Annotated in this window: 15 protein-coding genes; 9 read left to right on the top strand and 6 right to left on the bottom strand. The window is 55.4% G+C overall.

All coding sequences use genetic code 11. The features are described 5' to 3' along the window. The first annotated feature begins 11 nt into the window (after positions 1-11). The 6 genes from dctP (at position 12) to FDK21_RS14365 (ending at position 8,347) form a co-directional block, all read left to right on the top strand. Positions 12-1,022, top strand: a complete 1,011-nt coding sequence (gene dctP, locus FDK21_RS14390; protein ID WP_114010072.1) for a TRAP transporter substrate-binding protein DctP — start codon at positions 12-14, stop codon at positions 1,020-1,022. Positions 1,023-1,100: 78 nt separating this feature from the next. Next, positions 1,101-1,733 carry a TRAP transporter small permease gene (locus FDK21_RS14385; protein ID WP_138149322.1) on the top strand — a complete coding sequence of 211 codons (633 nt, stop codon included), beginning with the start codon at positions 1,101-1,103 and terminating at the stop codon, positions 1,731-1,733. Positions 1,734-1,744: 11 nt separating this feature from the next. Next, positions 1,745-3,148 (top strand): TRAP transporter large permease, encoded by a 1,404-nt coding sequence (locus tag FDK21_RS14380; protein ID WP_138149319.1) that lies wholly within the window; start codon positions 1,745-1,747, stop codon positions 3,146-3,148. A gap of 561 nt (positions 3,149-3,709) precedes the next feature. Then, positions 3,710-5,707 carry an FAD-dependent oxidoreductase gene (locus FDK21_RS14375; protein WP_138149317.1) on the top strand — a complete coding sequence of 666 codons (1,998 nt, stop codon included), beginning with the start codon at positions 3,710-3,712 and terminating at the stop codon, positions 5,705-5,707. A 3-nt stretch (positions 5,708-5,710) separates the two neighbouring features. Then, positions 5,711-7,570: a [FeFe] hydrogenase, group A gene (locus FDK21_RS14370; protein ID WP_138149315.1), complete on the top strand. Its 1,860-nt coding sequence runs from the start codon at positions 5,711-5,713 to the stop codon at positions 7,568-7,570. Between the two features lie 141 nt (positions 7,571-7,711). Further along, entirely contained in the window at positions 7,712-8,347 is a 636-nt protein-coding gene (locus FDK21_RS14365; protein WP_138149313.1) for a hypothetical protein, read from the top strand. Positions 8,348-8,387: 40 nt separating this feature from the next. Here the strand turns inward: FDK21_RS14365 and FDK21_RS14360 are convergent, their stop codons facing one another. The 4 genes from FDK21_RS14360 to FDK21_RS14345 form a co-directional block, all read right to left on the bottom strand. Beyond that, positions 8,388-9,149, bottom strand: a complete 762-nt coding sequence (locus tag FDK21_RS14360) for a DUF459 domain-containing protein (protein ID WP_114010078.1) — start codon at positions 9,147-9,149, stop codon at positions 8,388-8,390. A 217-nt stretch (positions 9,150-9,366) separates the two neighbouring features. Next, positions 9,367-9,627: a hypothetical protein gene (locus FDK21_RS14355; RefSeq protein ID WP_114010079.1), complete on the bottom strand. Its 261-nt coding sequence runs from the start codon at positions 9,625-9,627 to the stop codon at positions 9,367-9,369. Positions 9,628-9,637: 10 nt separating this feature from the next. Continuing rightward, complete coding sequence (locus tag FDK21_RS14350) at positions 9,638-11,044, bottom strand: MBOAT family protein (protein WP_138149311.1); 1,407 nt, start codon at positions 11,042-11,044, stop codon at positions 9,638-9,640. Positions 11,045-11,175: 131 nt separating this feature from the next. Next, on the bottom strand, positions 11,176-13,692 hold the full coding sequence (locus FDK21_RS14345; RefSeq protein WP_171022098.1) for a GDSL-type esterase/lipase family protein: 2,517 nt from the start codon (positions 13,690-13,692) through the stop codon (positions 11,176-11,178). Between the two features lie 739 nt (positions 13,693-14,431). Between FDK21_RS14345 and FDK21_RS14335 the strand changes: the two genes are divergently transcribed. After that, positions 14,432-16,069, top strand: a complete 1,638-nt coding sequence (locus tag FDK21_RS14335; protein WP_138149305.1) for a CapA family protein — start codon at positions 14,432-14,434, stop codon at positions 16,067-16,069. 374 nt (positions 16,070-16,443) lie between these two features. Then, positions 16,444-18,138 (top strand): cache domain-containing protein, encoded by a 1,695-nt coding sequence (locus tag FDK21_RS14330; RefSeq protein WP_138149303.1) that lies wholly within the window; start codon positions 16,444-16,446, stop codon positions 18,136-18,138. Positions 18,139-18,794: 656 nt separating this feature from the next. Here the strand turns inward: FDK21_RS14330 and FDK21_RS14325 are convergent. Further along, positions 18,795-20,363 (bottom strand): diguanylate cyclase, encoded by a 1,569-nt coding sequence (locus tag FDK21_RS14325; RefSeq protein ID WP_138149301.1) that lies wholly within the window; start codon positions 20,361-20,363, stop codon positions 18,795-18,797. A gap of 422 nt (positions 20,364-20,785) precedes the next feature. Here FDK21_RS14325 and ggt point away from each other — a divergent pair, with 422 nt between their 5' ends. Next, the gene (gene ggt / locus FDK21_RS14320; RefSeq protein ID WP_138149299.1) at positions 20,786-22,522 is read left to right on the top strand and encodes a gamma-glutamyltransferase; all 1,737 of its coding nucleotides are present in this window, start codon (positions 20,786-20,788) and stop codon (positions 22,520-22,522) included. 70 nt (positions 22,523-22,592) lie between these two features. Here the strand turns inward: ggt and FDK21_RS14315 are convergent, their stop codons facing one another. Beyond that, positions 22,593-23,417 carry an aldo/keto reductase gene (locus FDK21_RS14315; RefSeq protein WP_138149297.1) on the bottom strand — a complete coding sequence of 275 codons (825 nt, stop codon included), beginning with the start codon at positions 23,415-23,417 and terminating at the stop codon, positions 22,593-22,595. Positions 23,418-23,457: the final 40 nt, after the last annotated feature.

Here is a 23,457-nt window from a genome sequence, read left to right as displayed (position 1 = left end):
GGAGGATTACCATGCGCAAATTCCTAGGCCAGGCGGCTCTGGTCGCCCTTTCTGTCACCTTTGTTTCCGAAGCCTATGCCACGGAGTGGAACGTATCCCTCTGGGGTAAACGCCGTGCTTTCACCGAGCATGTCGAGAAATTGGCTGAGCTGGTCAGTGCCAAAACCAATGGCGAGTTTACCCTCAATATCAGCTATGGCGGTCTGTCCAAGAACCGTGAGAATCTCGATGGTATTTCCATCGGCGCGTTTGAAATGGCTCAGTTCTGCGCTGGCTATCACCGCGACAAAAACCCATCCATCACCGTTCTTGAGTTGCCTTTCCTTGGCGTTTCCACGCTCAAGCAGGAAACCGAGCTGTCGATGGCACTCTACAAGCATCCTGCTGTTGTCAAGGATCTGGCCCGCTGGAACGCAACGCTTCTGATGCCATCGCCACTGCCGCAATATAATATTGTCGGTGTGGGCGACGCACCTTCCAAGCTTTCCGACTTTGAAGGTCTGTCCGTGCGTGCCACCGGTGGCATTGGCAAGGCGATGGAAACCGTTGGCGCTGTCCCGACCTCCATGTCCGCAACCGAAGTCCGTCAGGCCATGGATAGCGGTGTGATCAAGGCTGCCAGCTTTGCACCGCATGCCCACATGTCCTTTGGCACCATCGAGAAAGCCAACTGGTGGACCACCAACCTCAATCCAGGCACCGTGAACTGCCCGGTCGTGGTCAACACCGACGCGCTGAATGATCTGTCCGATGCGCATCGTGACGCCCTGCTTGGTTCTGTTGAAGAGTCTCTGGCCTATTACATCGACTTCTACAACAACAAGACCATGAAGGCCTGGGGCCCTGCACTTGAAGAGCGTGGCATCAAACAGGTGACCTTCTCCGATGACCAGATTGCCGCCTTCAAGAAAGCTGCGGCTGCCCCGGCAGCAGAGGCTTGGGTCACGGAAAATACCGCTCGCGGGCTGCCGGCTCAGGAGCTGTATGACATGATCACCGGCATGATTGCCGAGACAAAATAACCCTCCAGAGGCAGCGCCTGTCCGTTCGCGACGGGCGCTGTTTCTTTTTTCTGGCTTTAAAGATGAAGGAGGTCTGCGATGGCAGGTTCCTCTTTGCTGTTGTCTGATGACAGTGCCCTTGGCCGCACCGACCGTTTTCTCGAGAAAATCGAAGCCTTCTTCGCATTGCTGAGCGGTCTCACCGTATTTGTTCTGATGGTGCTGGCTGTGCTCTCCGTAGGAGGGCGCAATATCCTGAATCAACCCTTGCCGGGCTATGTCGACTGGATCGAGCAGGCCATGCCGCTGATTGCCTTCATGGGCATCGCCTATGTCCAGCGTTCTGGCGGGCATATCCGCATGGATATGGTGGTCAGTACCCTGCGTGGCCGCCCGCTCTATCTGGTGGAACTGCTCACCACCCTGTTCATTCTGGGCTTGATGCTGCTGCTTGTCTGGGGCACCTGGTCCCATTTCGAACGCAGCTTCGACTTGGCCATGCCGATGTGGAGCCGTGACAGCTCGATGGACATCGCCTTGCCGATATGGCCGGCCAAGCTGTTGGCTCCGGTTGCCTTTTCGCTGCTCTGTGTGCGGCTTGTTGTGCAGGTTTGGGCCTATCTGCGTGCCTTTATCCGCAATGATACGTCCCCGATTGCTGTGCCGCTTGTTGCCGATGCGGCTCAATTGGCCGCAGAAGAAGCCGGACATGTTTCCGGCCATGACCAATAGGAGAGCCCCATATGGAACCGATTGATATTGGTCTGGCCGTCTCGGGCGGTATGCTCGTCATGGTCCTGTTGGGCATGCGTGTTGCGTTCGCGGCCGGTGCTGCGGGGATGGTCGGCCTGATTTGGATCTTCTGGGCGAAATTCGGCTACAATCCGGATCGTTTCATGAAGGCCGTGACGGTTGCCGTCAAGACTGCCGGTCAGGTGCCGCATTCCAAAGTGTCGTCGCAGGCTCTCAGCCTCATCCCGACCTTCATTCTGATTGGCTATCTGGCCTATTATGCCGGTCTGACCCGTGCTCTGTTCGAAGCAGCAAAACGCTGGTTTGCCTGGGTGCCGGGGGGCTTGGCCGTCTCCACGGTTTTTGCGACCGCTGGCTTTGCTGCCGTGTCCGGGGCGTCGGTCGCCACATCAGCCGTCTTTGCCCGGATTGCCATCCCGGAAATGCTGAAAATCGGCTATGACAAGCGCTTTGCCGCGGGCGTGGTGGCAGCAGGTGGTACACTTGCCTCCTTGATTCCACCATCTGCCATTCTCGTCATCTATGCGATCATCGTCGAGCAGGATGTCGGCAAGCTGTTGCTGGCAGGCTTCATTCCGGGTGCTTTTTCAGCTGTTATCTATGGCTTGCTGATCATCGGCATGGCGGTCACCATCAAAGGCTTTGGTCCTCCGGTCACCGGTTTCACTTGGAAAGAGCGGTTCGCTGCATTGCCACCGGCTCTGCCGATCCTGTTTGTCGTCTTCACCATCATTTTCTTCGTCTATAACCCCTTTGGCGGTGATGCCTTCGGCACGCCAACCGAGGGTGGGGCGATTGGGGCTTTCGTGGTCTTTTTGATGGCACTCAAGCATGGCATGCGTTGGTCGGAATTCAAGGACGCTCTTCTTGAAACCGCCAAGCTCAGTGTGATGATCTTCACCATCATCTGGGGCGTGCTGATTTATGTCCGCTTCCTGGGCTTTGCCAACTTGCCCGGTGCCTTTGCCGACTGGATCACCTCTCTGACCATGTCACCGATGCTGATCCTGATCTGCATCCTGCTGGCCTATGCGGTGCTTGGCATGTTCATGGATGCCATCGGCATGCTGCTTCTCACCTTGCCGGTCGTCTATCCGGCAGTGATGGCACTCAATGGGGGCGAGTTTGTCTCCGCTGCTGACAGCACCTTCGGCATGTCTGGCCCAATGTGCGCCATCTGGTTCGGCATTCTGGTGGTCAAGATGGCAGAGTTCTGCCTCATCACACCACCCATCGGCCTAAACTGCTTCGTCGTGGCCGGGGTGCGGGATGATCTGTCTGTGCAAGATGTGTTCAAGGGCGTTACCCCCTTCTTCATCGCTGATGCTGCCACCATCGCTTTGCTGGTTGCCTTCCCGGCCATTGTGCTTTGGTTGCCAAGTCAGGCCGGCTGACAGCCAAAAGGGATTGAGAAAGACATCAAGGGCGGGAACCAAAAGCGGTTTCCGCCCTTTTTACTTGCTGACAAAAGTAAGAGTGCGCTTTTGTCGCAGCCCGTTGCCTCGGCAGGTATGCCGGGATTCAGGCTCGGCAAAATTAACGAATTGGTCGCAATTTTTGCGGGTTAGAACGATGTAAATAAGTCCTATTACCCATAAATTGACTGCTATCTGTCTGATCTTAATCCGGTTTTTCGCCTAATAGCTGTTGCTGATACCCAACAGGCCGGTTTCGGATGTTATTTATTTAAAAGTATAAATTTAATATGAAATAGAATTCACTCAACAAAATACGGATTTCTACGCTGTGTATACATGACTTACCTTACGGAAGGGTCTTTGACCTAATGCATGGATTCTTGCGCCTTGTGAAACTAAAGTTGAGCATGTGTAGACTCGCGTTCAAAGGGCGTCGGAGGACCTGATTGTCGAGGCCGAAAGCAGACCTTGGCGATCTGAAAGGCGATTTTGGGAGTGGGTTGCGCATCGACAACCGACACAAGGATCAAGGTCGCAATGGCACAGGTTGTGTATGGCGTCTGGGATGGAGTGGTCCATGATGCGCGCAATGGCGCGATCGCCGAGGAAACTCCTCTCTCGCAACTGAAGAATTTCAATGAGTTTGACGATGGCAACGACATCCGCGCCTTCTTTGCGGACAGGGGCTTTTTCGTCTTTGATGAGACAGTCAGTCTTATCGACTCCCTTTATCGTTATATGGACAAGGCAGCGACACAGTCCTGCGGTGCCTGTACCCCCTGCCGGATGGGCACGGTGCTGGTGCGTGATGCGCTCGACAATATGCGACGGGGCCTCGACTCGGCACTGACCTTTGACGATATCGAGATGCTGGCCGAACAAATGACCGAAACCTCGCTTTGTGGTCTTGGTCAGACCTGCTCGGTCGCCTTGCTCGACGTCCTGCATCATTTCCGCGACAAGCTAGAGGCCGAAGTCGCCAACCACATGCCGATCCGCGCCCAGCATGGCATGGTTTACATGACCGCTCCTTGCATCGAGGCCTGTCCCTCCAAGGTCAATGTACCCCGCTATATCGACTATATCCGCGATGGACGCCCGAAAAGCTCACTGGCGGTCGTGCTTCAAAAATACCCGATGGCCGCGACCTGTGGCCGGGTTTGTGTGCGCTATTGCGAGCAGGCTTGCCGCCGCAAGTTTGTTGATGAGGCAGTCGGCATCAAATTGCTCAAACGCTATGTCGCAGACCAGCAAAAGGGACCCGCAGCCCTGAAATTCAGCCGCGACATGATCAAGAAACCCCTTGATGACAGCATGAAGGTGGCCGTTATCGGCGCGGGGCCTGCCGGGATTTCCTGCGCTTACCACCTGTTGCTGCATGGCTACAAGGTCGACGTGTTTGAAAAGCTTGAACAGGCCGGTGGCATGGCCCAGATCGGCATCCCCAGCTACCGATTGCCCAAGGACACGCTGGCCATGGAAACCGACATCATCGTCGATCTGGGGGGGCGCTTCCTGTTTGGTCAGCAACTGGGCCGGGATTTCACCATCGATGATCTGTTTGCGCGTGGTTACAAGGCGGTCTTTCTTGGGCTGGGTTGCCAAAAAGGCACGACCCTTGGCGTCAAGGGCGAGGACACCAAGGCGAAAGGCTATTTCAGTGGCATCGAGTTTTTGCTCAAGGTCCACGATCATGTCAACGAGACAGAGGATCTGCGCCTCAAGGGCAATGTCGTTGTTGTCGGAGGCGGCAACGTGGCGATGGATTGCGTCCGCTCGGCCATCCGGTTGGGCGCTGACGACGTCCATTTGATCTACCGCCGCACCCGTGGGGCGATGCCTGCCGACACCGAGGAGGTGGATGCCGCCGACGAAGAAGACATCCACTTCCACACTTTGTGCAATCCAACCCGCATTCTGACCGAACATGGCAAGGTGGTTGGCATAGAGCTGATCCGAATGGAGGAAACCGAGCCGGACGAGAGCGGGCGGCGCAGCGTCCGCCCGGTTCCGGGGACGGAATTCACCATGCCTTGCGACACGGTGATTGCCGCCATCGGCCAGCAGGTCGAGGACGGGGCGATCATCGAGCAGGGGGGGATCAATCTGGATCGCTGGAACTGCATCGAAGCGGCCAAATCGATGGCCACCTCACGGCCCGGCGTCTTTGCGGGCGGTGATTGCGTTACCGGACCATCAACCCTGATCTATGCCATGGCGGCTGGCCTGACGGCGGCCCGCAACATCAACGACTGGATCCAGCTCGGCACAATTCGCTTTTTCAAACGCTCCCGGATGCGCCATCTCCTCTCGGACAACAAATTCCTTGCCGATGATGTGGTTCAGACTCCGGTTCGCGCGGCCTATCGGGTGCATAATCCGGAACTCGACCCCGACTTGCGCAAGCATATGTTTGGAGAAGTGGAAGGCACTATCTCCAGTCAGGATGCCTATGCCGAGGCCCAGCGCTGCATGCGTTGCTATCGGGTCTATTCTGTTGTGACCAAACATTCCATCCCTGAAGGAGCGGACTGAGCCATGTGTACACTCGATCTGACGCACCATGCCCACCGCGACCCCGATGAGGCGACCATCTCGCTGACCATCAACAAAAGCCAGTGCAAGGCGTTCCCGGACGAGACGATCCTTGCCTGCGCACGGCGTCATGACATTTACATCCCGACCCTTTGCGAGCTGGATGATATCGACCATACACCGGGCACCTGCCGTGTCTGTGTTGTCGAGATCACACAGGCTGGTAAGGACAAGACAAAAATTGTCACCGCCTGTGACACCCCCGTGCGCGAGGGACTCAATGTCCAGACCCGAACCCAACGGGTCCGTGACATGCAAAAGCTGCAGGTCGAGTTGCTGATGGCTGACCATTTGCAGGATTGTGCCACCTGCAACCGGCATGGGGACTGCGAGTTGCAGGATCTGGCGCAGTTTGTAGGTTTGAAGGAAAACCGTTTCTTTGATCGCGCCAAGGTCGAGGCCCGCGAGGTTGATCGCTCATCACCCGCCTTGGTGCGTGACATGCGCCGCTGTGTGCGATGCCAGCGATGCGTCGCGGTCTGCCACCAGCACCAGCAAGTCGATGCTCTCGTCATGGCGGGGGTCGGGGTCAACCGGCTGGTCCAGATGCGCGATGGGGTGGATGCCGCCAACTCCATTTGTGTGTCCTGCGGCCAATGCGTGCTGGTCTGCCCGACCGGAGCTTTGGGCGAGCGGGATGAAACCGATCGGGCTCTTGATTATATCTGCGACCCCGAGCTGACAACGGTGGTCCAGTTTGCACCAGCCGTCCGCGTCGCCTTTGGTGAGGAATTCGGTCTGCCCGCTGGTACCAATGTGGAAGGCCAGATTATCGCCGCTTGCCGCAAGATCGGTATCGACATTGTACTCGACACCAACTTTGCAGCCGATGTGGTGATCATGGAGGAGGGGATCGAGCTTTTGAACCGCCTGAAGGAAGGCAAGAAGCCCACTTTCACCTCCTGCTGTCCCGCATGGATCAATTTCGCCGAGATGCATTATCCCGACATCCTGCCAATGCTATCCTCGACCAAATCACCGCAACAGGTTCTCTCTACCCTGTCCAAGACCTACCTGCCTGACAAGGTCGGCGTGCCTGCTGACAAGATCCGCGTCATTTCGATCATGCCCTGCACGGCCAAGAAAGAAGAGGCAGCGCGGCCGCAACTGGCGACCAATGGTATGCCCGACACCGATGTGGTTCTGACAACCCGGGAGTTTGCACGCCTGCTGCGGCGCGAGGGGATCGATCTCAAGACCATCAAACCCTCAAATTTTGATAATCCCTATATGAGCGAATATTCCGGTGCCGGGGCCATTTTCGGCACCACTGGTGGCGTCATGGAAGCGGCTGTCCGCACGCTTTATGCGGTGATCAATGACAAGGAACTGGACCAAATCGAGCTGGAACAATTGCGCGGCTTCGATGGAGTTCGCTCAGCCAGCGTCGATCTCGGCGGTCCATTCGGTACAGTCAAGGTCGCCATGTGTCATGGCTTGGGGGAAACGCGGGCATTGGTCGAGGCAATCCGGAAGGGAGAGGCAGATTTTGACTTTATTGAAATCATGGCCTGTCCCGGTGGTTGCGTCGATGGTGGCGGATCCCTGCGGTCCAAGAAAGCCTATCTCGACAAGGCCATGGCGCGCCGTGCGACGATCTATAATGTTGATCGGAAGCAGCTTGTTCGCCAGTCGCACAAGAATCTTCAGGTTCAGTCGCTCTATCGCGATTTTCTTGAAGCGCCCAACTCGGACAAGGCCCATGCCTTGCTCCATACCCACTATTCGGATCGCAGGCGCGACATTCGCCAGACGGTGCGCGAAATGTGGGATCGGCTGACCATGAGCACCATTGTCTACTGAAAAGGCGATGCAACCCGGCAAACAGGCTGCCGGGTTGTTTTGTCTTCTTGGCAATGGCTTTGCGCGGTTGCATGTGGGCCACTTTTCTCCCACACTGCCACTCGACTGCAATTGCGCTTTGAAGTCAGGAGCTGTTCCCGCATGCGCCTTCCGTTCTTCCGTTCAAAAAAGACGATATCCAACGAACCTGGAGCCAAGGATACGCTTGTTGTCATCGGTGTGCATCGGGAAGAAGCGGCATTTGGTGAAGAGGTTGCCAAGCTGCTGCAAGGGAAGAATATCGATATCCTGCGGGTAGGTCATGGGCTGTCTGCGCGGCGGCCCCGACCCGATCAGTTGCAAGCCTACCTCGATCGTCACGACCGGCTTTATCGTCGCATTGCGGAGGATATTAGCGACAACTGTCAGCTGATGATCGACCTGCATTGTCGCCAGAAAGATCGTGCCGATGCGGATCTGTTTGCTGCCGATGCCGCCTTTCTGGACCATTGTCTGAAAGCCCATGAAGAAGATCCGCTCATGACGGGCAAATATCTGCGGCCGATCCGCATGGTTTCGGATGCGGACTTGGATGAACTCAGCATGGAGGCCCTGCGTTCACAGCTCTTCTCAAAGCCTGAATTGCCTGAAGCGATCTGGCGTGCCGAACAACCGGTCTATGTCGGATTTGAAATCTATCTTCAAAAGGAAGGAACAGGACAGCCCGATGAATGGCTTTTTGCCTGCCGTCTCATCGATATGGTCAGGCGGGTTTTTCTGAAAACCAGACCAGATTGAAAAAGGGGGCCTGAGCCCCCTGATCGTCTGTTTGGCAGGTTCACTTGGTCAGTTCGATCTCGCGCGCTACAAAGTGACTGAGATCGCGATAGCCAGCCGCAGTGAAATGCACCTTGTCCTTGGCGCGCAGCAACCGTTTCTTGCCATCCGCGCCCGGACCGCTCATCTGGAACTTGCCATTCTTGGAGGCGAACCAGGACCAGCTTTCAATATAGGTCACCCCATTGGCCTTTGCCCGTTCGGCAAAAATACCATTGAGATATTGATAGCCTTTGGCGAAGTTGGATTTTCCAACAATCGGCAAGCCGACCCAATAGACCTTGCGCCCCGGCTGCTTGACCGATTGCAGCACCGTGTCGATCCGCTCCTTATAGGCTTTCAACCATCCTTCGGATTGATAATGGTGGCGTTTCTTGCTGCTGCGTATTGTCTGAAGATCGTTGGCTCCGAACATCAGGATATAGATCGTAGACTTGTCTTTTTTGCTGATCTTTTTGGCAGCACTCGACCAGTCATAGCGGTCATAACGGACAAGTCCGGTATTGACGCGGCTATACTTGGTCACTTTCAGATTGACCGATTTATCATGGCGAGAAAGTTGCACCAGACCAGCATAAAGTCCGTCTGCAAGGGAATCTCCGAGCACCGCTATCGACACCACTTTGGGTGGGTTCTTGTCTTCAGCCGAAGTATCACTGGTTTTCTCTGCTGCCACGCCAAGGCTCATGGTGACGAGGGTCAGCAGGGTGATGACAATCCGCGCCAAAGGGCGCAGAAACATGCCATTCTTCAAGTCGCTCATGTCGCAATCCCGGTTAACAATATGCTAAACATGGTGCAGCAGCCTATGTCCGATTGATGCAGCGTGCAAGCGGTCCGAAGCGAATATTTTAGATAGTGTTAATCCTGCATCAGGTTCATTTCAGATCTGGTATCAAACCTGTCTGGTCAGCTGGGTCTGATCTTGGCCTGTCGTTGTGAAAAAGCCTTTTGCATCAAAGATTCCGTGGCTCATTGCCTCAGAATTCATGATCCTTCAGCGACTGGACCCAATCCTGTACGGTCTCGCTAATTGTCGTGGTGCCCAGCGCTTCCATCCAGCCATTCCAAGTCTCACAGGCCACAACAATTTGCTCGCTGAGGGGAGAGATCGGCAAATCATAGGACCAGCTCACCAACCCGTTTGACTGGAACAGAGCCAGCGCCAGCGTGGCGAACACCAGAGCGATCAACGCGCTGCGGACACGGAGCATGGTGTGGTCGGGATGGGACTTGGCCATAGGTCTGCTCCTAGAACTGGAAATAGATGAAGGGGGCTGTGCCCGATGGTGCGATCCACTGGATCACCAGCAATCCTGCGGCAAAAGCCAAGGCCATGCCGACGGTTCCCAGTCGCGACAGCATCACATAGCTGCGCTCATAGGTGCGAGCCGGGACAAACTGGCCAATGGCGCAGGTCAGGATCAACCCGACAATGAAGGGCGTCAGCATGGAAATGTCAGTGGTGCCTTGCAGGATCAGCGCCAGATAATCCGTCGCCAGCTGAAGGTTTGGTGCGCGAAAGAAGATCCAGGCAAAGCAGACGACATGAAAGGTGAACAGCACGCCAACAATCCGCCCCACGCCCCGTCGGGTGAGGCGAGACAGGCCTGTCAGACGCTCCACGATCAAGGCCGAACCATGGATGATGCCCCAGATAACAAAGGTCATCGCGGCCCCGTGCCAAATGCCGCCCAGCAGCATGGTCAGGAACAGATTGCGATAGGTCCCCACCACGCCGCCGCGATTGCCTCCGAGCGGAATATAGAGATAGTCACGCAGCCATTGCGACAGCGAGATATGCCAGCGGGTCCAGAATTCCTGCAAACTCGCAGACCGATAGGGCTGGTTGAAATTGCGCTTGAAGTGATAGCCAAGCAGGGCCGCAATACCGATGGCTATGTCGCTATAGCCGGAAAAGTCGCAATAGATCTGCCCCGCATAGGCATAGACCCCCATCACCAGCTCCAGGCTCGACACCTGTTCAGGGGCCAGAAACACCTCGTCGACATAGAGAGTGGCGAGATAGTTGGCCAAAACCATCTTCTTGAACAGGCCGATCAAGATCAGGAAAAAGCCCTTGCCCATCATCAATCGTGTCAGAACCGGCTTGGTGTCCAGCTGTGGCATGAAGTGGGCCGCGCGCACAATCGGGCCTGCGACTAGCTGTGGGAAGAAAGAGATGTAGAGCGCCAGATCAACAAAGGAACGCGTTGCATGGATCTGCTTGCGGTAAATGTCGACAACGTAAGAGATGCTCTGGAAGGTGAAGAAGGAAATCCCCACCGGCAAGATGATTTCAAGGAACGGCAAATCCCGCTCAAGGCCGATCATCACAAACAGTTCCCTGAGGCTGTCCATGAAGAAACCGGCATATTTGAAATAGCCCAGCAAGCCCAGATCGATCACGACCACTGCCGCAAGGACCCGTTTGCGGTGGCGATCATTGTCGCTGTTGTCGATCAGCAGGCCGCCGATATAACTGATCACCGCATTGAACAACAGCAGCAGACAGAAGGACCAGTCCCAATAGCCATAGAAGAAATAGCTGGCCACCAACAAAAGCAGCTTGCGCATGGACGCCTGTCCGCGCATCAGCCACGAAAGGGAAAAGACGACAAGAAAGAAAAGGCCGAAATCGACGGTTGGAAACAGCATGAATGATCTTGACTATCGCAGAAATAAACAGGAGACCCGTCCCGTCAGTGAACAAATATAATCAGACGGGACAGGGCCGAAATCGTGTCGGAAGCGGCGAGATTCTGGCGCTTCGTTGCAACCATAGAGGATTAATTCGAAGCGATTTTCAAGCTGTTTTTGATGGTCCGTTCCAGATAGTCAACAAAGGCCGCAGCACTGCGATCATAGCCTTTGCCGGTCAGGTGAACCCGGTCCTTGGCGGCCAGTTTCTGCCCAGCCCAGCGGGTCACGCCACAGCGTCCGCCCATTGCCGAGGACCAATCCCAATAGAAGCCGGAATAGTCTTTTGCCATGTCTTTGAGCGTGTTGCGTACTGCGGGCAGTTTGTTGGGGGTGTACCAGCCACCGCCGCAAGACAGTTTGCTGGACCGGCGGCGTGCACCATCGGCCGGACCAATGAACATCATCGCGGCATTTGGCGCGGCATCCTGCATCTTGTCGACCAGACCGCCAGCCATCCTGCGATAGGAAGCCATGTTCAGATTGTCGTTATAGCCTTCATTGGTGCCATAGCCATAGATGATCAGATCTGGATCAAGACGTTTGATGTCGTTGGCCAACAGCCCATCAGACCAGCGGTTGGTGACGGCCACGGTCGCCCCGGCAATGCCGAAATTCACATATTGAATGCCGGGCTTGTCCTTGCCAGTGGCCCAGTTCAGAATGGTGGTCTTGCCCCCGCCATTATGGGTGACGCTCAAGCTCGAGGAGCGACCATCAATGCGGACAAGTTTTGAGCCCGGCTTGGAGGCTCGTGCCGAAACCTTCTTCGAACCACCATCGGTCCGAATGGTGGCGCTGCCCTGACCCGGTCCGACATAAAGGGTAACCGTTGCCCAATCGAACGCGCCCTTTTGGGAGGTCAGAGTCATCTTCGCTCCCGGAGACGAGGAACTGACCCGCACCCCGGAAAGGCCATAGGGGCCGCTCTTGGTTTTAAGGGAGTTGGCCGACGACCAGCCGCGTCCGGCGCTGAGTTTCAAGCCATCCGCATGCGCCCATTTGTAAGCCTTGGCCGGAATCACCGCCCCGCGACCGGCATCGCCATACATCGCCTGCAGGCGACGGCGAATGCCTCGGGTGAAACTGTCGGACGCAATGTGACTGTCTCCAACATGCAAAATGGTGATCGGTTGGTTCAGACTGCCTGCTTTCAAAGCACGCATCTTTGCCAGGAACCGGTTGCTATTGCCAGAGATCGGCCCGACAGGCTGCGGTTGCGGGTCTGCTTCAAAGCCAGCAGGAGGCGCAATCGAGGCGACCTTGTTATCGACAGCTTCGCTCAGATTGGCCGGCCGCGCTTTTGGCAGTTCGTGTAAAAGCGTCTGCTTGTTTTCTTCACCCTGTACCGCAATCGGATCGGAAGGCGCCAGCGCTGCGACCTTGATCGGCACGGTTTCAACCTTGGTTGGCTTCAAAGCCACAGATGCATTTGCTTCGGAGGCATCCGCCTCACGGGCATCGACCTTGCGAACGTCAACAGTCGCTGGTGTCTGGGTTTGGGCGCCAGGAAGCGCATCCGTCAAGGCAAGCTTTGGTGCATCCGGTTTCAGGCTCGGGGCCAACGTTTCGACTTTTTCACGAAATGCCAGTTCGGACTCTGGTGTCACGCCAATGGCTGGCAGATTGCTTGCGATCGCAATCGACCCGGTTTCAAGTGGCACGCTGAGATAAAGAGAGGGATCTACCGCCAAACCCGCCGGATAGATCGGCTCGGCCTGCTTCATGTCCAGTTGCGCCAAGGTCCAGCTATTGCCGATCCGTGCTTGTGAATAGAGGCTTTTCAGATCCGCAATGGACTGCGACATGTCGCGGTTCTTTTGCCGCAAATGTTGCAGTTCCAGCATCATCGAATGATTGAGCGCTTCCAGCTTCGAGATCTTTTGAGCACTCTGACGCAGAGCATCGAGAGGCGCGCGATCCGATAGCGGTGCAAATTCCTGACTGCTCTGTTTGGTCGGGGCGGTGAGGCCTGGAATTTCCTGCCCATTATTGAGCATGTACAAGCCCGTGATCGACACGCCTGCCAGCACGCTAAGCGAGAGCAGCCCTGTCATCAGCATTGCTGTCAGACCACGCTCCTGCGGCGCAGGGGCTGATCGGTGCGGCGGGCGCACGGCCGCGGTCGCCCGAGGCTGCTGCGAACGCTGCAGACGCTGTTGCTGCGGGTGAGGGGCGTGATGCTGGGCCTGAGGACGCGTTTGGGGCCGCATCTGTGGCTGATGCTCAACAGGGCGATAGCCATGACGGGCATGTTCGACCGGTGCTCCCGGATTGGGTGCATAGGCATGGCCCTGAATAGGCGGATGGCCGTGCGCACTTGGCATCGCCGCTTGCTGGTGTGCCCGGGGGTGGCCCTGAGGCTGGCCCTGAAGCTGGCCCTGAAGCTGGCCCTGAAGTTGGCGTTGAGCGCCGGGCAGGTGATGGATTTGCGCCGAGGGAGCAGGTCCCTGCTGGCCGTGACCCTGTTGTCCCTGAGGGAAAGGATGATTGCCTGCGGAATGTTGTCCAGTTGTCGGGCCCTGTGGATGCTGCTGCGCTCGTTCGGCCATGGCCGGGTGAGCGGGATCGACGGGTGCCATCTGTTTGAACTGGGTCTGAGACATAAGCTCTGATCTCTACGCTGGCTGCACATATGGGCAAACTGAACCCGAAAACCCGACCGGGCTAGAACGCGTGCAAATACTGAAAGTAAATCAAAAGTGACTGTTTATGCTTAATTTTCCCTAAATATTGCCCGGAGCTCTGTCCATTTTTCTGATGTCATACCCCTGTCTGATCAAGCTATGCGTCTCAGTTTGGGCGTTAAGTGATTGAAAGGACAAGGAAAGGTGAGCGTAGTAGAAGGCAGCTCTCTATAACCTGTCAACAGTGTAGCCTATCTCTCTATCGGTGTCTTTACTTGATCATTGTGACTGAACTATGAGCCTTCTTCCAAGAAGAACACGGATGCGAAGGGCATGGTTGCTGATCTTGCTGCGCAAGCAAGAGCCAAATATCCGCAGGATAGTGGGGTTTTTCGTCTCTTGTTGCCTGTCATTTCGCAATTTGATCCACCTTTGGGTGTTCGCTAGCGGATTTTCTGTATGGGTTGTAGCAAAATATTTATTTCTTACCGCCAGTATCCACTTGGGTATTTAAGTATTGTGTGTCGCGTGTGGGGGATTTGTTGTGGTTCTATTGTCATCCCGACAGAGTTTTTTAGTTGGTTGCAGTCGGCGTCGGTCCTTGTTGATCGCCGTTGCTCTCATTCCCGCTGCGACTGGTGTGGTTGCAGCGGATAACCAACCGGCCGATTTGAACCCGTCCGGCCTTCAACTTGCAAAACTGGAACCTGTGGCCCCCGTGAACTTGCAGACAGCGCCGCGTGCTATGGTTGAGCATCTCTCCTTACTGATGGTTGGGGATACGGGCTTTGCTCCCAGTCGTGCCAAGCCCCTGCCGGATCGGGTGTACAAATATGGTCGCAAGCTGTCCTTTGCCGAGACGACAGAGAAGATCAAGGCAGACATCAATGGCGATATCAATTTTGCCAACATTGAAACCGTGATTTCGGACCGGGCTAATCTGGTGCCGCGTTCCAAGAAATACAATTTCGTCACCCATCCCAACGGCATCAAGCATTTGGTCAAGGCGGGGTTCAATCTTCTCTCGATGGCCAATAACCACGCCTTTGATTATGGCGCATTGGGCGTGCGGGAATCTTTGCGTCACTTGAAACCACTTGAGGGAAGGGGTTTGCTCGCCCACGCGGGGATCGGGATGGATCGCGCTGCAGCGGGCAAAACACCAGTCTTTGAGAAAAAGGGCATCAAGGTGGCTTTTGGTGCCATCGGTATCGGCGCCAATGGTGGTGGACTGCCCCGTGCAACCGACAATCGTCCCGGTCAATTGAGCCTTTACCTGAAACAGGATCAGCAGTTCCTTGCTGATAGCTTCTCCCGGTCTGGCGCCGATTTGCGGCTCTTGTCGGTTCATCACGGCCCGGAAAGGGTGATCCGCCCGTCCGGTTATGAAGTCGCAATGCTGCGCAGCCTTGTTGCGCAGACCGATGCCGATGTGATGATTGGCCATCATGCTCATGTCAGCCGGGGTATCGAAATCCGCAACGGCACGCTGATGGTATACGGCCTTGGCAACTTCAACCATCAGGGAACCGCCAACATGAACGGCAAAAATGGGTGCCATAATTACTCGCTGATGGTGCGCGCCCATTTCGTCCGGGAAAGCGGTAAAAAGCCGGTTCTGGCCGCAGTGGAGGCCTTGCCTATCCAGTCAACCCACATGCAGCCAGAGCGCATCGACGGGGTGCGTGGCGCACGTCGCATTGCAATTCTCAACGGGTTGGCTGCTCAACTGGACCAGCCCAAAACGGGCTCCCAAGGGGTTCGCTTCATGGCTCAGGATGATGGGTCCGGACTGCATTGCACCAATGCCGCGCGGAAGCATCCTTATACCGCACAGCTATGCTCAAACTATAGCGAGCAGCATCTTGCCAGCAACCAACAATATCGCCAAGCGGTCGCTACGTGTGGTGGCCGGGCACCGACGCGGATGATTGCCAAGGTGAAGCTGGCACCGACCCTGCGGCTCGCCAGTTTGGCGCCTGTGGCACCAAATGTCGCCATGGTGGAGTCTCAGCCCGAGGTCACCGGCTCTGGGCAAGAGGCCGCTAACGCGAAACCGTTCAGCAAGCAATTGGGTGCGCTCCGCTCGTCCATCGACCTGCCAACGCCGCAAGATAAATCTGCAACCGTGGCCAAGGCCCGGACGATGCATGAAACAGACACCAAGCAGCAACCTGTGATCACCAAGCTCTCGCGCCTCGAAAGCAATCCTGACCATTGGCCCGCCGGTATGCCGCTCGCATGGGCGGTGCCGGAAAATGAAACGTCCAAGGCCCGCCTGCTGCGCTGGAAGAAACATCGCTATTCCGTTGCCGAAGTTGAAAAGCTTTTGCGCAAGAAAGGCCTGATCCGATAGCAGAGGTTCAAATGACCGCTGGGGGACAGGAAGGCTTATTATTGTGACCCCATGCTGCCCGAGCGGCAATGCCGTGTCTTCAGTGTTTGGGGAGCGTCTGGATCTGATGCTGGTGATGCAACTCTTCTCGTCATTGCTTTATTGCTCGCAAAGGTGGAGTTGAGGGATGTAGTTGTATTTAAGGTTTTATTGCTAGGTACAATCGTTTATTTGAGGTCTCTAATATATCAGTTTAAAAGCTTAGTAAGCTTATATGCAATGAAGGGAAAGCTCACCTAAAAGCGAGTAAATGTGTAGATTATTAACCAAAATTTATTTCTATTCATGTCTCTTGGTTACAAGACAATAATGTTTCAAGAAACGGACCAACCGACATGAAACTCTCTCAACTCTCCTTGAGCTGGAAAATCGCGCTTCCTACTTTGGTGGTTTTTCTGCTCAGCGCCGTTATTGCGACAGTTAGCCTGTCCGAACTCCATTCCAGCATGGAGAAGGAACGCCTTGCGAGCCTCAAGCATATCAGCAGTTCTGCCAAAGCGATTGCTGTGAGCTATTATGAAAAAGAGCAAAAGGGCGAACTAACCCGCGAAAAGGCACAGGCTGGGGCCAAAGCAGCCATTAGCGCCATTCGCTTTGACGGTGGAACGGGCTATGTCTTTGTTTATGACTGGGATGGTACTTGCGTTGTTCTGCCCACCAACAAGTCGCTTGAAGGCAAGAATCTGATCGGTCTGAAAGATGACAACGGTATTCAGATCGTTGCCGGCCTGATCGAACAGGCCAAGAATGGCGGCGGCGCTCTGGATTATATCTGGCCAAAGCCGGGCGAGGATGGGCTATTTGCCAAGAGCAGTTGGGCCGAAGGCCTGCCAGCTTGGCAATGGATGATTGGCACAGGGGTTTATGTCGACGATCTGCAAACCGCTTTCTGGAAGCAGGCCAGCTTCATCTTGATCCTCAGCCTTGTTGGTCTTGGGCTGGCAGCCGCCACTTCCTTTGTCATCATTCGCTCAATCAACCGGCCAATTGCCAAACTGGTCACCAATATGGGTGAGCTGGCTGATGGCAACAGCGACATCCGTATTGAAGGCGGAGATCGCGGCGACGAAGTCGGTGACATGGCCCGCGCCATGGAAGTCTTTGTCAGCAATGAAAATGCGCGCAAGTCGATGATGATCGAGCAGCAGGCACGACAGGATGATGCCTTGCGACGCGGCGAAAGTGTGCAGCGACTCTGTCAGGATTTTGACCAGACCGTATCCAGTATGCTGTCCACCGTGACCGGTTCTGCCCAGAGCCTGCAGTCCGCATCCGAAGCCATGAACCGGACGGCTCAGACCACTTCGTCCCAGTCGGTTCAGGTGGCTGCTGCCTCCGAGGAAGCCTCAGCCAATGTGGAGGCGGTAGCCTCTGCCGCTGAAGAACTGGCCGCCTCGGTCGCCGAAGTGGCCCGTCAGGTGGAAACCTCCAACGATATTGCATTGAAGGCATCGGACGAGGCAGCATCGACCAACGAACGGGTCGGGCGTCTGGCCCAATCGGCCAAACAGATCAGTGAGGTCATCTCGCTTATTCAGGCCATCGCCGAACAAACCAACCTGCTGGCACTGAACGCCACCATTGAGGCCGCACGGGCAGGGGAAGCAGGCAAGGGCTTTGCAGTCGTGGCCTCCGAGGTGAAGGAACTCGCCAGTCAGACCTCACGGGCAACCGAAGAGATCGACAAGCAGATTTCCCAGATCCAGACGGATACCAATGATGCAGTGTCCGCCATTGCCAGCATTGCCGAAACCATCCAGTCCCTGTCGGGTATTTCCAGTCAGATCGCCACTGCCGTCGATCAGCAGCGGCTTGCGACGCAGGAAATCGCCAACAATGTCACCCAGGCTTCATTGGGGACACAGGAAGTGTCTGCCAATATTGTGCAGGTGACCGAAGCAGCCCGCAATACCGGTGAAACGGCAACCAGCGTCAATCACTCCTCTGAAGAGCTGAAGGATCAGGCAGCCCATCTGAGAGATCAGGTCAACAACTTCCTGTCCAGTGTCAAGCGCGAGTCCGCCGCCTGACATAGCCCGCAACCGGGACGACTGACCGGCAATCCAAAAAAACAAGGCCGCTCGTTAGAGCGGCCTTGTTGCGTTTTAAAACCAACAATTACCGATTGGGCCGGTCACGGCCTTCTCGTGGTTCCTTGACCCATTTCAGGAAAAGCCAAAGACCACCGGCTGCAATGGTCGCTCCGAATGCGATCCAATAGATATTCTCAAGCATCTCTCATCTCCGTGCATTGGCAGACCATGATCGGACGGGAGCCATTCAAACCCGATAGTCCTTGCTCGATCCGGTTTGATCTCTTGGTCCGGGTAGCGAGGCGTCTTGGCAATAGACAGGGTGATACGATAGCCCTGACATGCATCTGCTGCTGGTGTCATTAAGGCATGATTCCCACGCGGAAACCATGCTTTGCCTCAAATATGAGGTGGGTTTGCGTGCGAAAAATGCAAGTCAGGGCTGCATTTTTGGGATGAGGCCAAGGGGACAAGACCATCATTTGAACGAAGCCTGCCTTGGGGCGGAGGTCGTCGCTGCCCGATATGGTTCCAGTGCCTTCCGGCCCGCGCGCAAATTCCACACGCGCCACAAGGGCAAGATACGTGGTTGACCCCAGTCATCAGAGATACATTGGAGGGTGGGAACAGGGCATAGAAAGCCTGATGCGGGGTCAGGCTGCCTTTTTGGATCTCTTCACCTGATAAAGGGAACTGTCGGCCTTCTTGAACAGGTCCGCGAAAGTGTGTGCAGACAGGGCAGCTGTTCCAACACCGACGCTGGCTGCAATATTGGTATGAACAAAATTCTGGGCAATATGCCGATCAAAGGCAGCGAGCAGTTGGGCAACACAGGCATTAAGAGCATTTGGATCGCTGATACTGGGCAGCAAAATGGCGAACTCATCGCCACCAAGCCGGAAGATATGCTCTGAGGGATACATTTGCTTCAGCAAGCGGGCAAAGGCGATCAGCACCCTGTCCCCTTCATCATGACCGAAGCGGTCATTCACTTCCTTGAAATTGTCCAGATCCACCAATATCAGGGCCGTATCCGGTGCGATGGGCTTTTCCTGTAGATAGGTCTGCAAGCAACGCCGATTGTTCAGTTTGGTCAGGAAATCGGTGTTGGCATCGACCTGCAGCCGTGTCCGCTCCCGATGTTCGTGGGTGATATCGAGGAACAGATAGATTTGTCCTGTGCAATTGCCAAACACATCCATCAGTTTTTCGTCATGCAGTTTGAAAATCTTGTCTTGTGCCTGCAGCAGGATCTGGCCGTCTTCTTCGTTCAACGTCCATTCCCGCTGACCGTCATTGTTTTTTGTAATTTCGAAGAGATCGATCACCGAGCTGCCGATCATGTCATCGCGATTATGAGCGAAGATGTCGACAAATTTCTGGTTGACGTTGGTGATGACCCGATGTTTGTCCGTCACCATGACCGCGAAGGGTAGACCTTCGAGCAGAATGTTCAGTTCCACCATCAGATTTTGCAGATCGGTAGCGTCATGGGCAAATCCCACCGTCCCGATGACGGATCCATCGGTGTCAAAGACAGGTGACTTGTAGGTCTTGAACTTGCGCATCTCACCGCTGCATTTGACGGTTTCGTCGAACAGGCAGGTTTCCTTTTTCTCGAGCACGATTTCTTCTGACTCAAGACAGATATACTCGCCATCGGCATATTCATCCGGTTCGATGTCCCAGATATAATAGTGGCCACGCCCCTCGATCTGCGCCTTGCTTTTGCCAACAGTCCGGCAAAAGCTCTCATTGACCTTGAGATGAGCACCGCGAGCATCCTTGAACCAGATCAGTTCTGGCAGACTGTCGATCAGCGTATCAAGATAGGTCTTGTTCAGTTGAGCCTCTTCGCGCTGCTTGATCCGTTGCAGAAGACTGGCAAAGCTTTCCTGTATCTGTTCTGCATCAAGAGGCTTGGGCCAAATGGCATCAAAGCGATGCAAGTGAGGAGCAAAGGTCTTGAAGTCGCTTCCCGAACAACAGGCCACCATCAGCGTGGACGGGTCTCGTTGCTGATCAATCAGACGGAGGTTGGCGGGAGATTGAAAACTCAGATCAAGGATGATGATGGAAAAGCGTGACAGGCTGGCATCCAGGGCAGAGGCCTGTGTCGTGAAGGCATGGGAGAAACGATCGTGCGAAGGCACTGCCTCAAGCATCGACTCCACGGCCCTGTCGGGCATTGCGATCAAAATGTTAAGGGAGCGTCTAAACACCACCGAGCTCCTTTGCCAGTTTTGGTTGGCGTCCGATTGTCAGCTGAAATGTGAAAATCAACGTCACATTTGTTGCGGTCATCATCTGAGTCGGAGGTATACAAAAGCCTAATAGAACCGGCTTTGCGACAAGCTGTAGCAGCTTAAGGATCAATTTCTCCTGTTACCAATAAACCGGTGTTAACAACTGCAACCAATGGAAAACGGCACCGCGCACTGCAATTCAATTCTTTGATTTTCAAGGGCTTGGGGGAAGGACGTAGCGATGGCGGTGGAGTTTGTCACCCGCCACCGGAAATGTGCAGGACCGGTCTGACGGGATAGCTGCATTCCGCCCGCAGGATTCGTTGCTGTCAAGTCTTTCCATTTGGCACCAAGCATAGCAAGGTTCCTTTTCAACCAAGGGGAGAAAGGAAAACACTATGATCGGAAAACGAACAATAATCCCTCTGATCGTGTCAGGTCTGCTGGGAGGGACCAGCGCAGCCGTCGCACAGGAAGCGATGCAGCCTGAAAGCACCATAGCCATTGCCGAGAGGAAATCGGTCACTGCCGAGCGCTATATGGTCTCCGCTGCCAATCCGATCGCCAGCCGGATTGGTGCTGACATTCTGGCCAAAGGTGGCACGGCCATCGATGCCATGGTGGCGGTTCAACTCGCTCTGAATTTGGTCGAGCCGCAGAGTTCCGGTATCGGCGGTGGGGCATTTCTTGTTTACTGGGATGCCAAAGAAAAGAAACTGACGACCTTTGATGGTCGGGAAAAGGCGCCAATGGCTGCCACGCCACGCTATTGGTTCGGTGCGGATGGCAAGCCAGTGGGCTGGTTTGAGGCCGTTGTGGGCGGTCGCTCGGTTGGTGTACCTGGGACGTTGAAACTTCTCGATGTCACTCATCAGCGCTATGGCAAACTTGACTGGGCCAGCCTGATTGAGCCGACCCGCAAGCTGGCAGACGGGGGCTTTCAGGTTTCCCAGCGGCTCGCCGGTTTGATCAAGGCCGCGATGGGCAAGCGCCAGCTTGACCGGTTCGATGCAGCCAAGGCCTATTTCTTTGATAAGGATGGCGCGCCCCTCAAACAGGGACATCTGCTCAAGAATCCGGCCTTCGCAGCCACTTTGGCCGAAATCCAGTCCCAGCGATCGGACCATCTGTATCAGGGGCCGCTGGCTGAGCAGATTGTCGCTGCGGTCAAAACCGACATCAATGCGGGCATTCTGACACTGGACGACATGAAAGCCTATCAGGTCGTTGAGCGAGACCCGGTCTGCATAGATTATCGTGGTTTTGATGTTTGCGGCATGGGGCCACCATCTTCCGGCGCGCTGACCGTTGGTCAGATTTTGGGAATTCTGTCCAACTTCACGGCAGAAGCCGGCATTGCAGGCGAACATCTTTTCCTTGAAGCGGCCAAGCTGGCCTATGCAGATCGCGGCCTTTATATGGCAGACAGTGACTTTGTCAAAATGCCCGAGGGCTTGCTCGACAAAGACTATTTGCGGGATCGTTCAGCGCTGATCGATCCGGCGAAAAGCATGGGGAAGGCACAGGCAGGCACGCCGCCCTGGAAAGAGGCTACACGCCTGTCGCCGGACACCCAGCTCGAACGCCCCGGCACCAGCCATGTCTCGATTGTCGATTCTTATGGCAATGTGGTCTCCCTGACCACCACCATCGAAACCGGCTTTGGCTCACGCGTCATGGTGGGTGGATTCCTGCTCAACAATGAGCTGACAGATTTTTCCCGGACACCAGAAAAGGACGGCAAGCCCATCGCCAACCGGGTGGAAGGGGGCAAGCGACCGCGTTCGTCAATGGCACCGACCATTGTTCTGAAACAGGGGGCGCCAGTGCTGGCCATTGGCTCGCCGGGCGGCTCGCGCATCATCAATTATGTTGCCCGCCCGATCATCGCCATTCTCGACCATGGCATGGATCCGCAGGACGCAATCAACATGCCGCATATCGTCAACCGCAATGGCAAGACCGATTTGGAGAAGGATACGTCTGCGACCACGCTCGGTACTGCTTTGGAGGCCAAGGGGCATGAGATCAACATCACCGATCTCAATTCTGGTCTGCATGCCATTCAGATCAAGGATGGCAAACTGATCGGGGCAGCAGATCCACGTCGCGAAGGCGTCGCCCTTGGTGAGTGATACGGGCCCGCTTCTCAGAATGAAAAGGGGCCTTGATGGCCCCTTTTAACCGTTTGATCGATGGTTGGGACTATTCGAACTGCAGCGGATCGGGACCGGTGCGCGTCCCTGCTTCCAGTGCCTTGAACGCCTGCATCTCTGCATCTGTCAGTTCGAAGTCGAACAGATCGACATTTTGCGCCTGACGCTGAGCATTGGACGAGCGCGGAATGACAACACGGCCCGATTGCAGGTGCCAACGCAGAATGACCTGTGCGGGGCTTTTGCCCACGCGTTCGGCAATTGTCCGGATCGGATCCTCATCAAAGGAAGCGCCATTTCCCAACGGGGTCCAGGCCTGTGAAATGATGGAGCGCGCCTCATTGGCAGCGCAAAGCGCGGCTTGTTGAAGCTTCGGATTGACCTCGATCTGATTGACCACTGGCACGACATCGGTCTCGGCAATCAGTCGGTCCAGATGGTCAGCATTGAAGTTGGACACGCCGATCGAGCGGATCAGTCCTTCTTCGCGCAGACCGATCAACGCTTTCCAGGTCTCGACATACAAATCCTGCTTTGGTGCAGGCCAATGGATCAACACCAGGTCGAGCTGGTCGACGCCGATCGCCTTGAGGCTGCGTTCGACCGACATTCGGGTCTTGTCCTTGCCCTGATCACTGTTCCACACCTTGGTGGTGATAAAAACACTGTCTCGGGACAGTCCCGATTGGCGAACACCTGCGCCCAGACCTGCCTCATTGCCATAGATATAGGCACCGTCTATCAGCCGGTAGCCGACCTTCAGAGCACTCGCCACGACATCAGCCGTGTCCTCCTTGGGGACATTCCAAACACCGAAACCGAGCTGCGGGATAGGGTGGCCATCATTCATTGTGAGAGAGGGGATGGGTGACATCTTGATCTCCATTCGGGCTAGGTGCACGGTCTCTAAGCTC

This window comes from Cohaesibacter sp. CAU 1516 (genome assembly GCF_005771485.1).
Classification (GTDB): Bacteria; Pseudomonadota; Alphaproteobacteria; order Rhizobiales; family Cohaesibacteraceae; genus Cohaesibacter; species Cohaesibacter intestini.
This window is presented reverse-complemented; position numbering and strand designations above follow the sequence as displayed.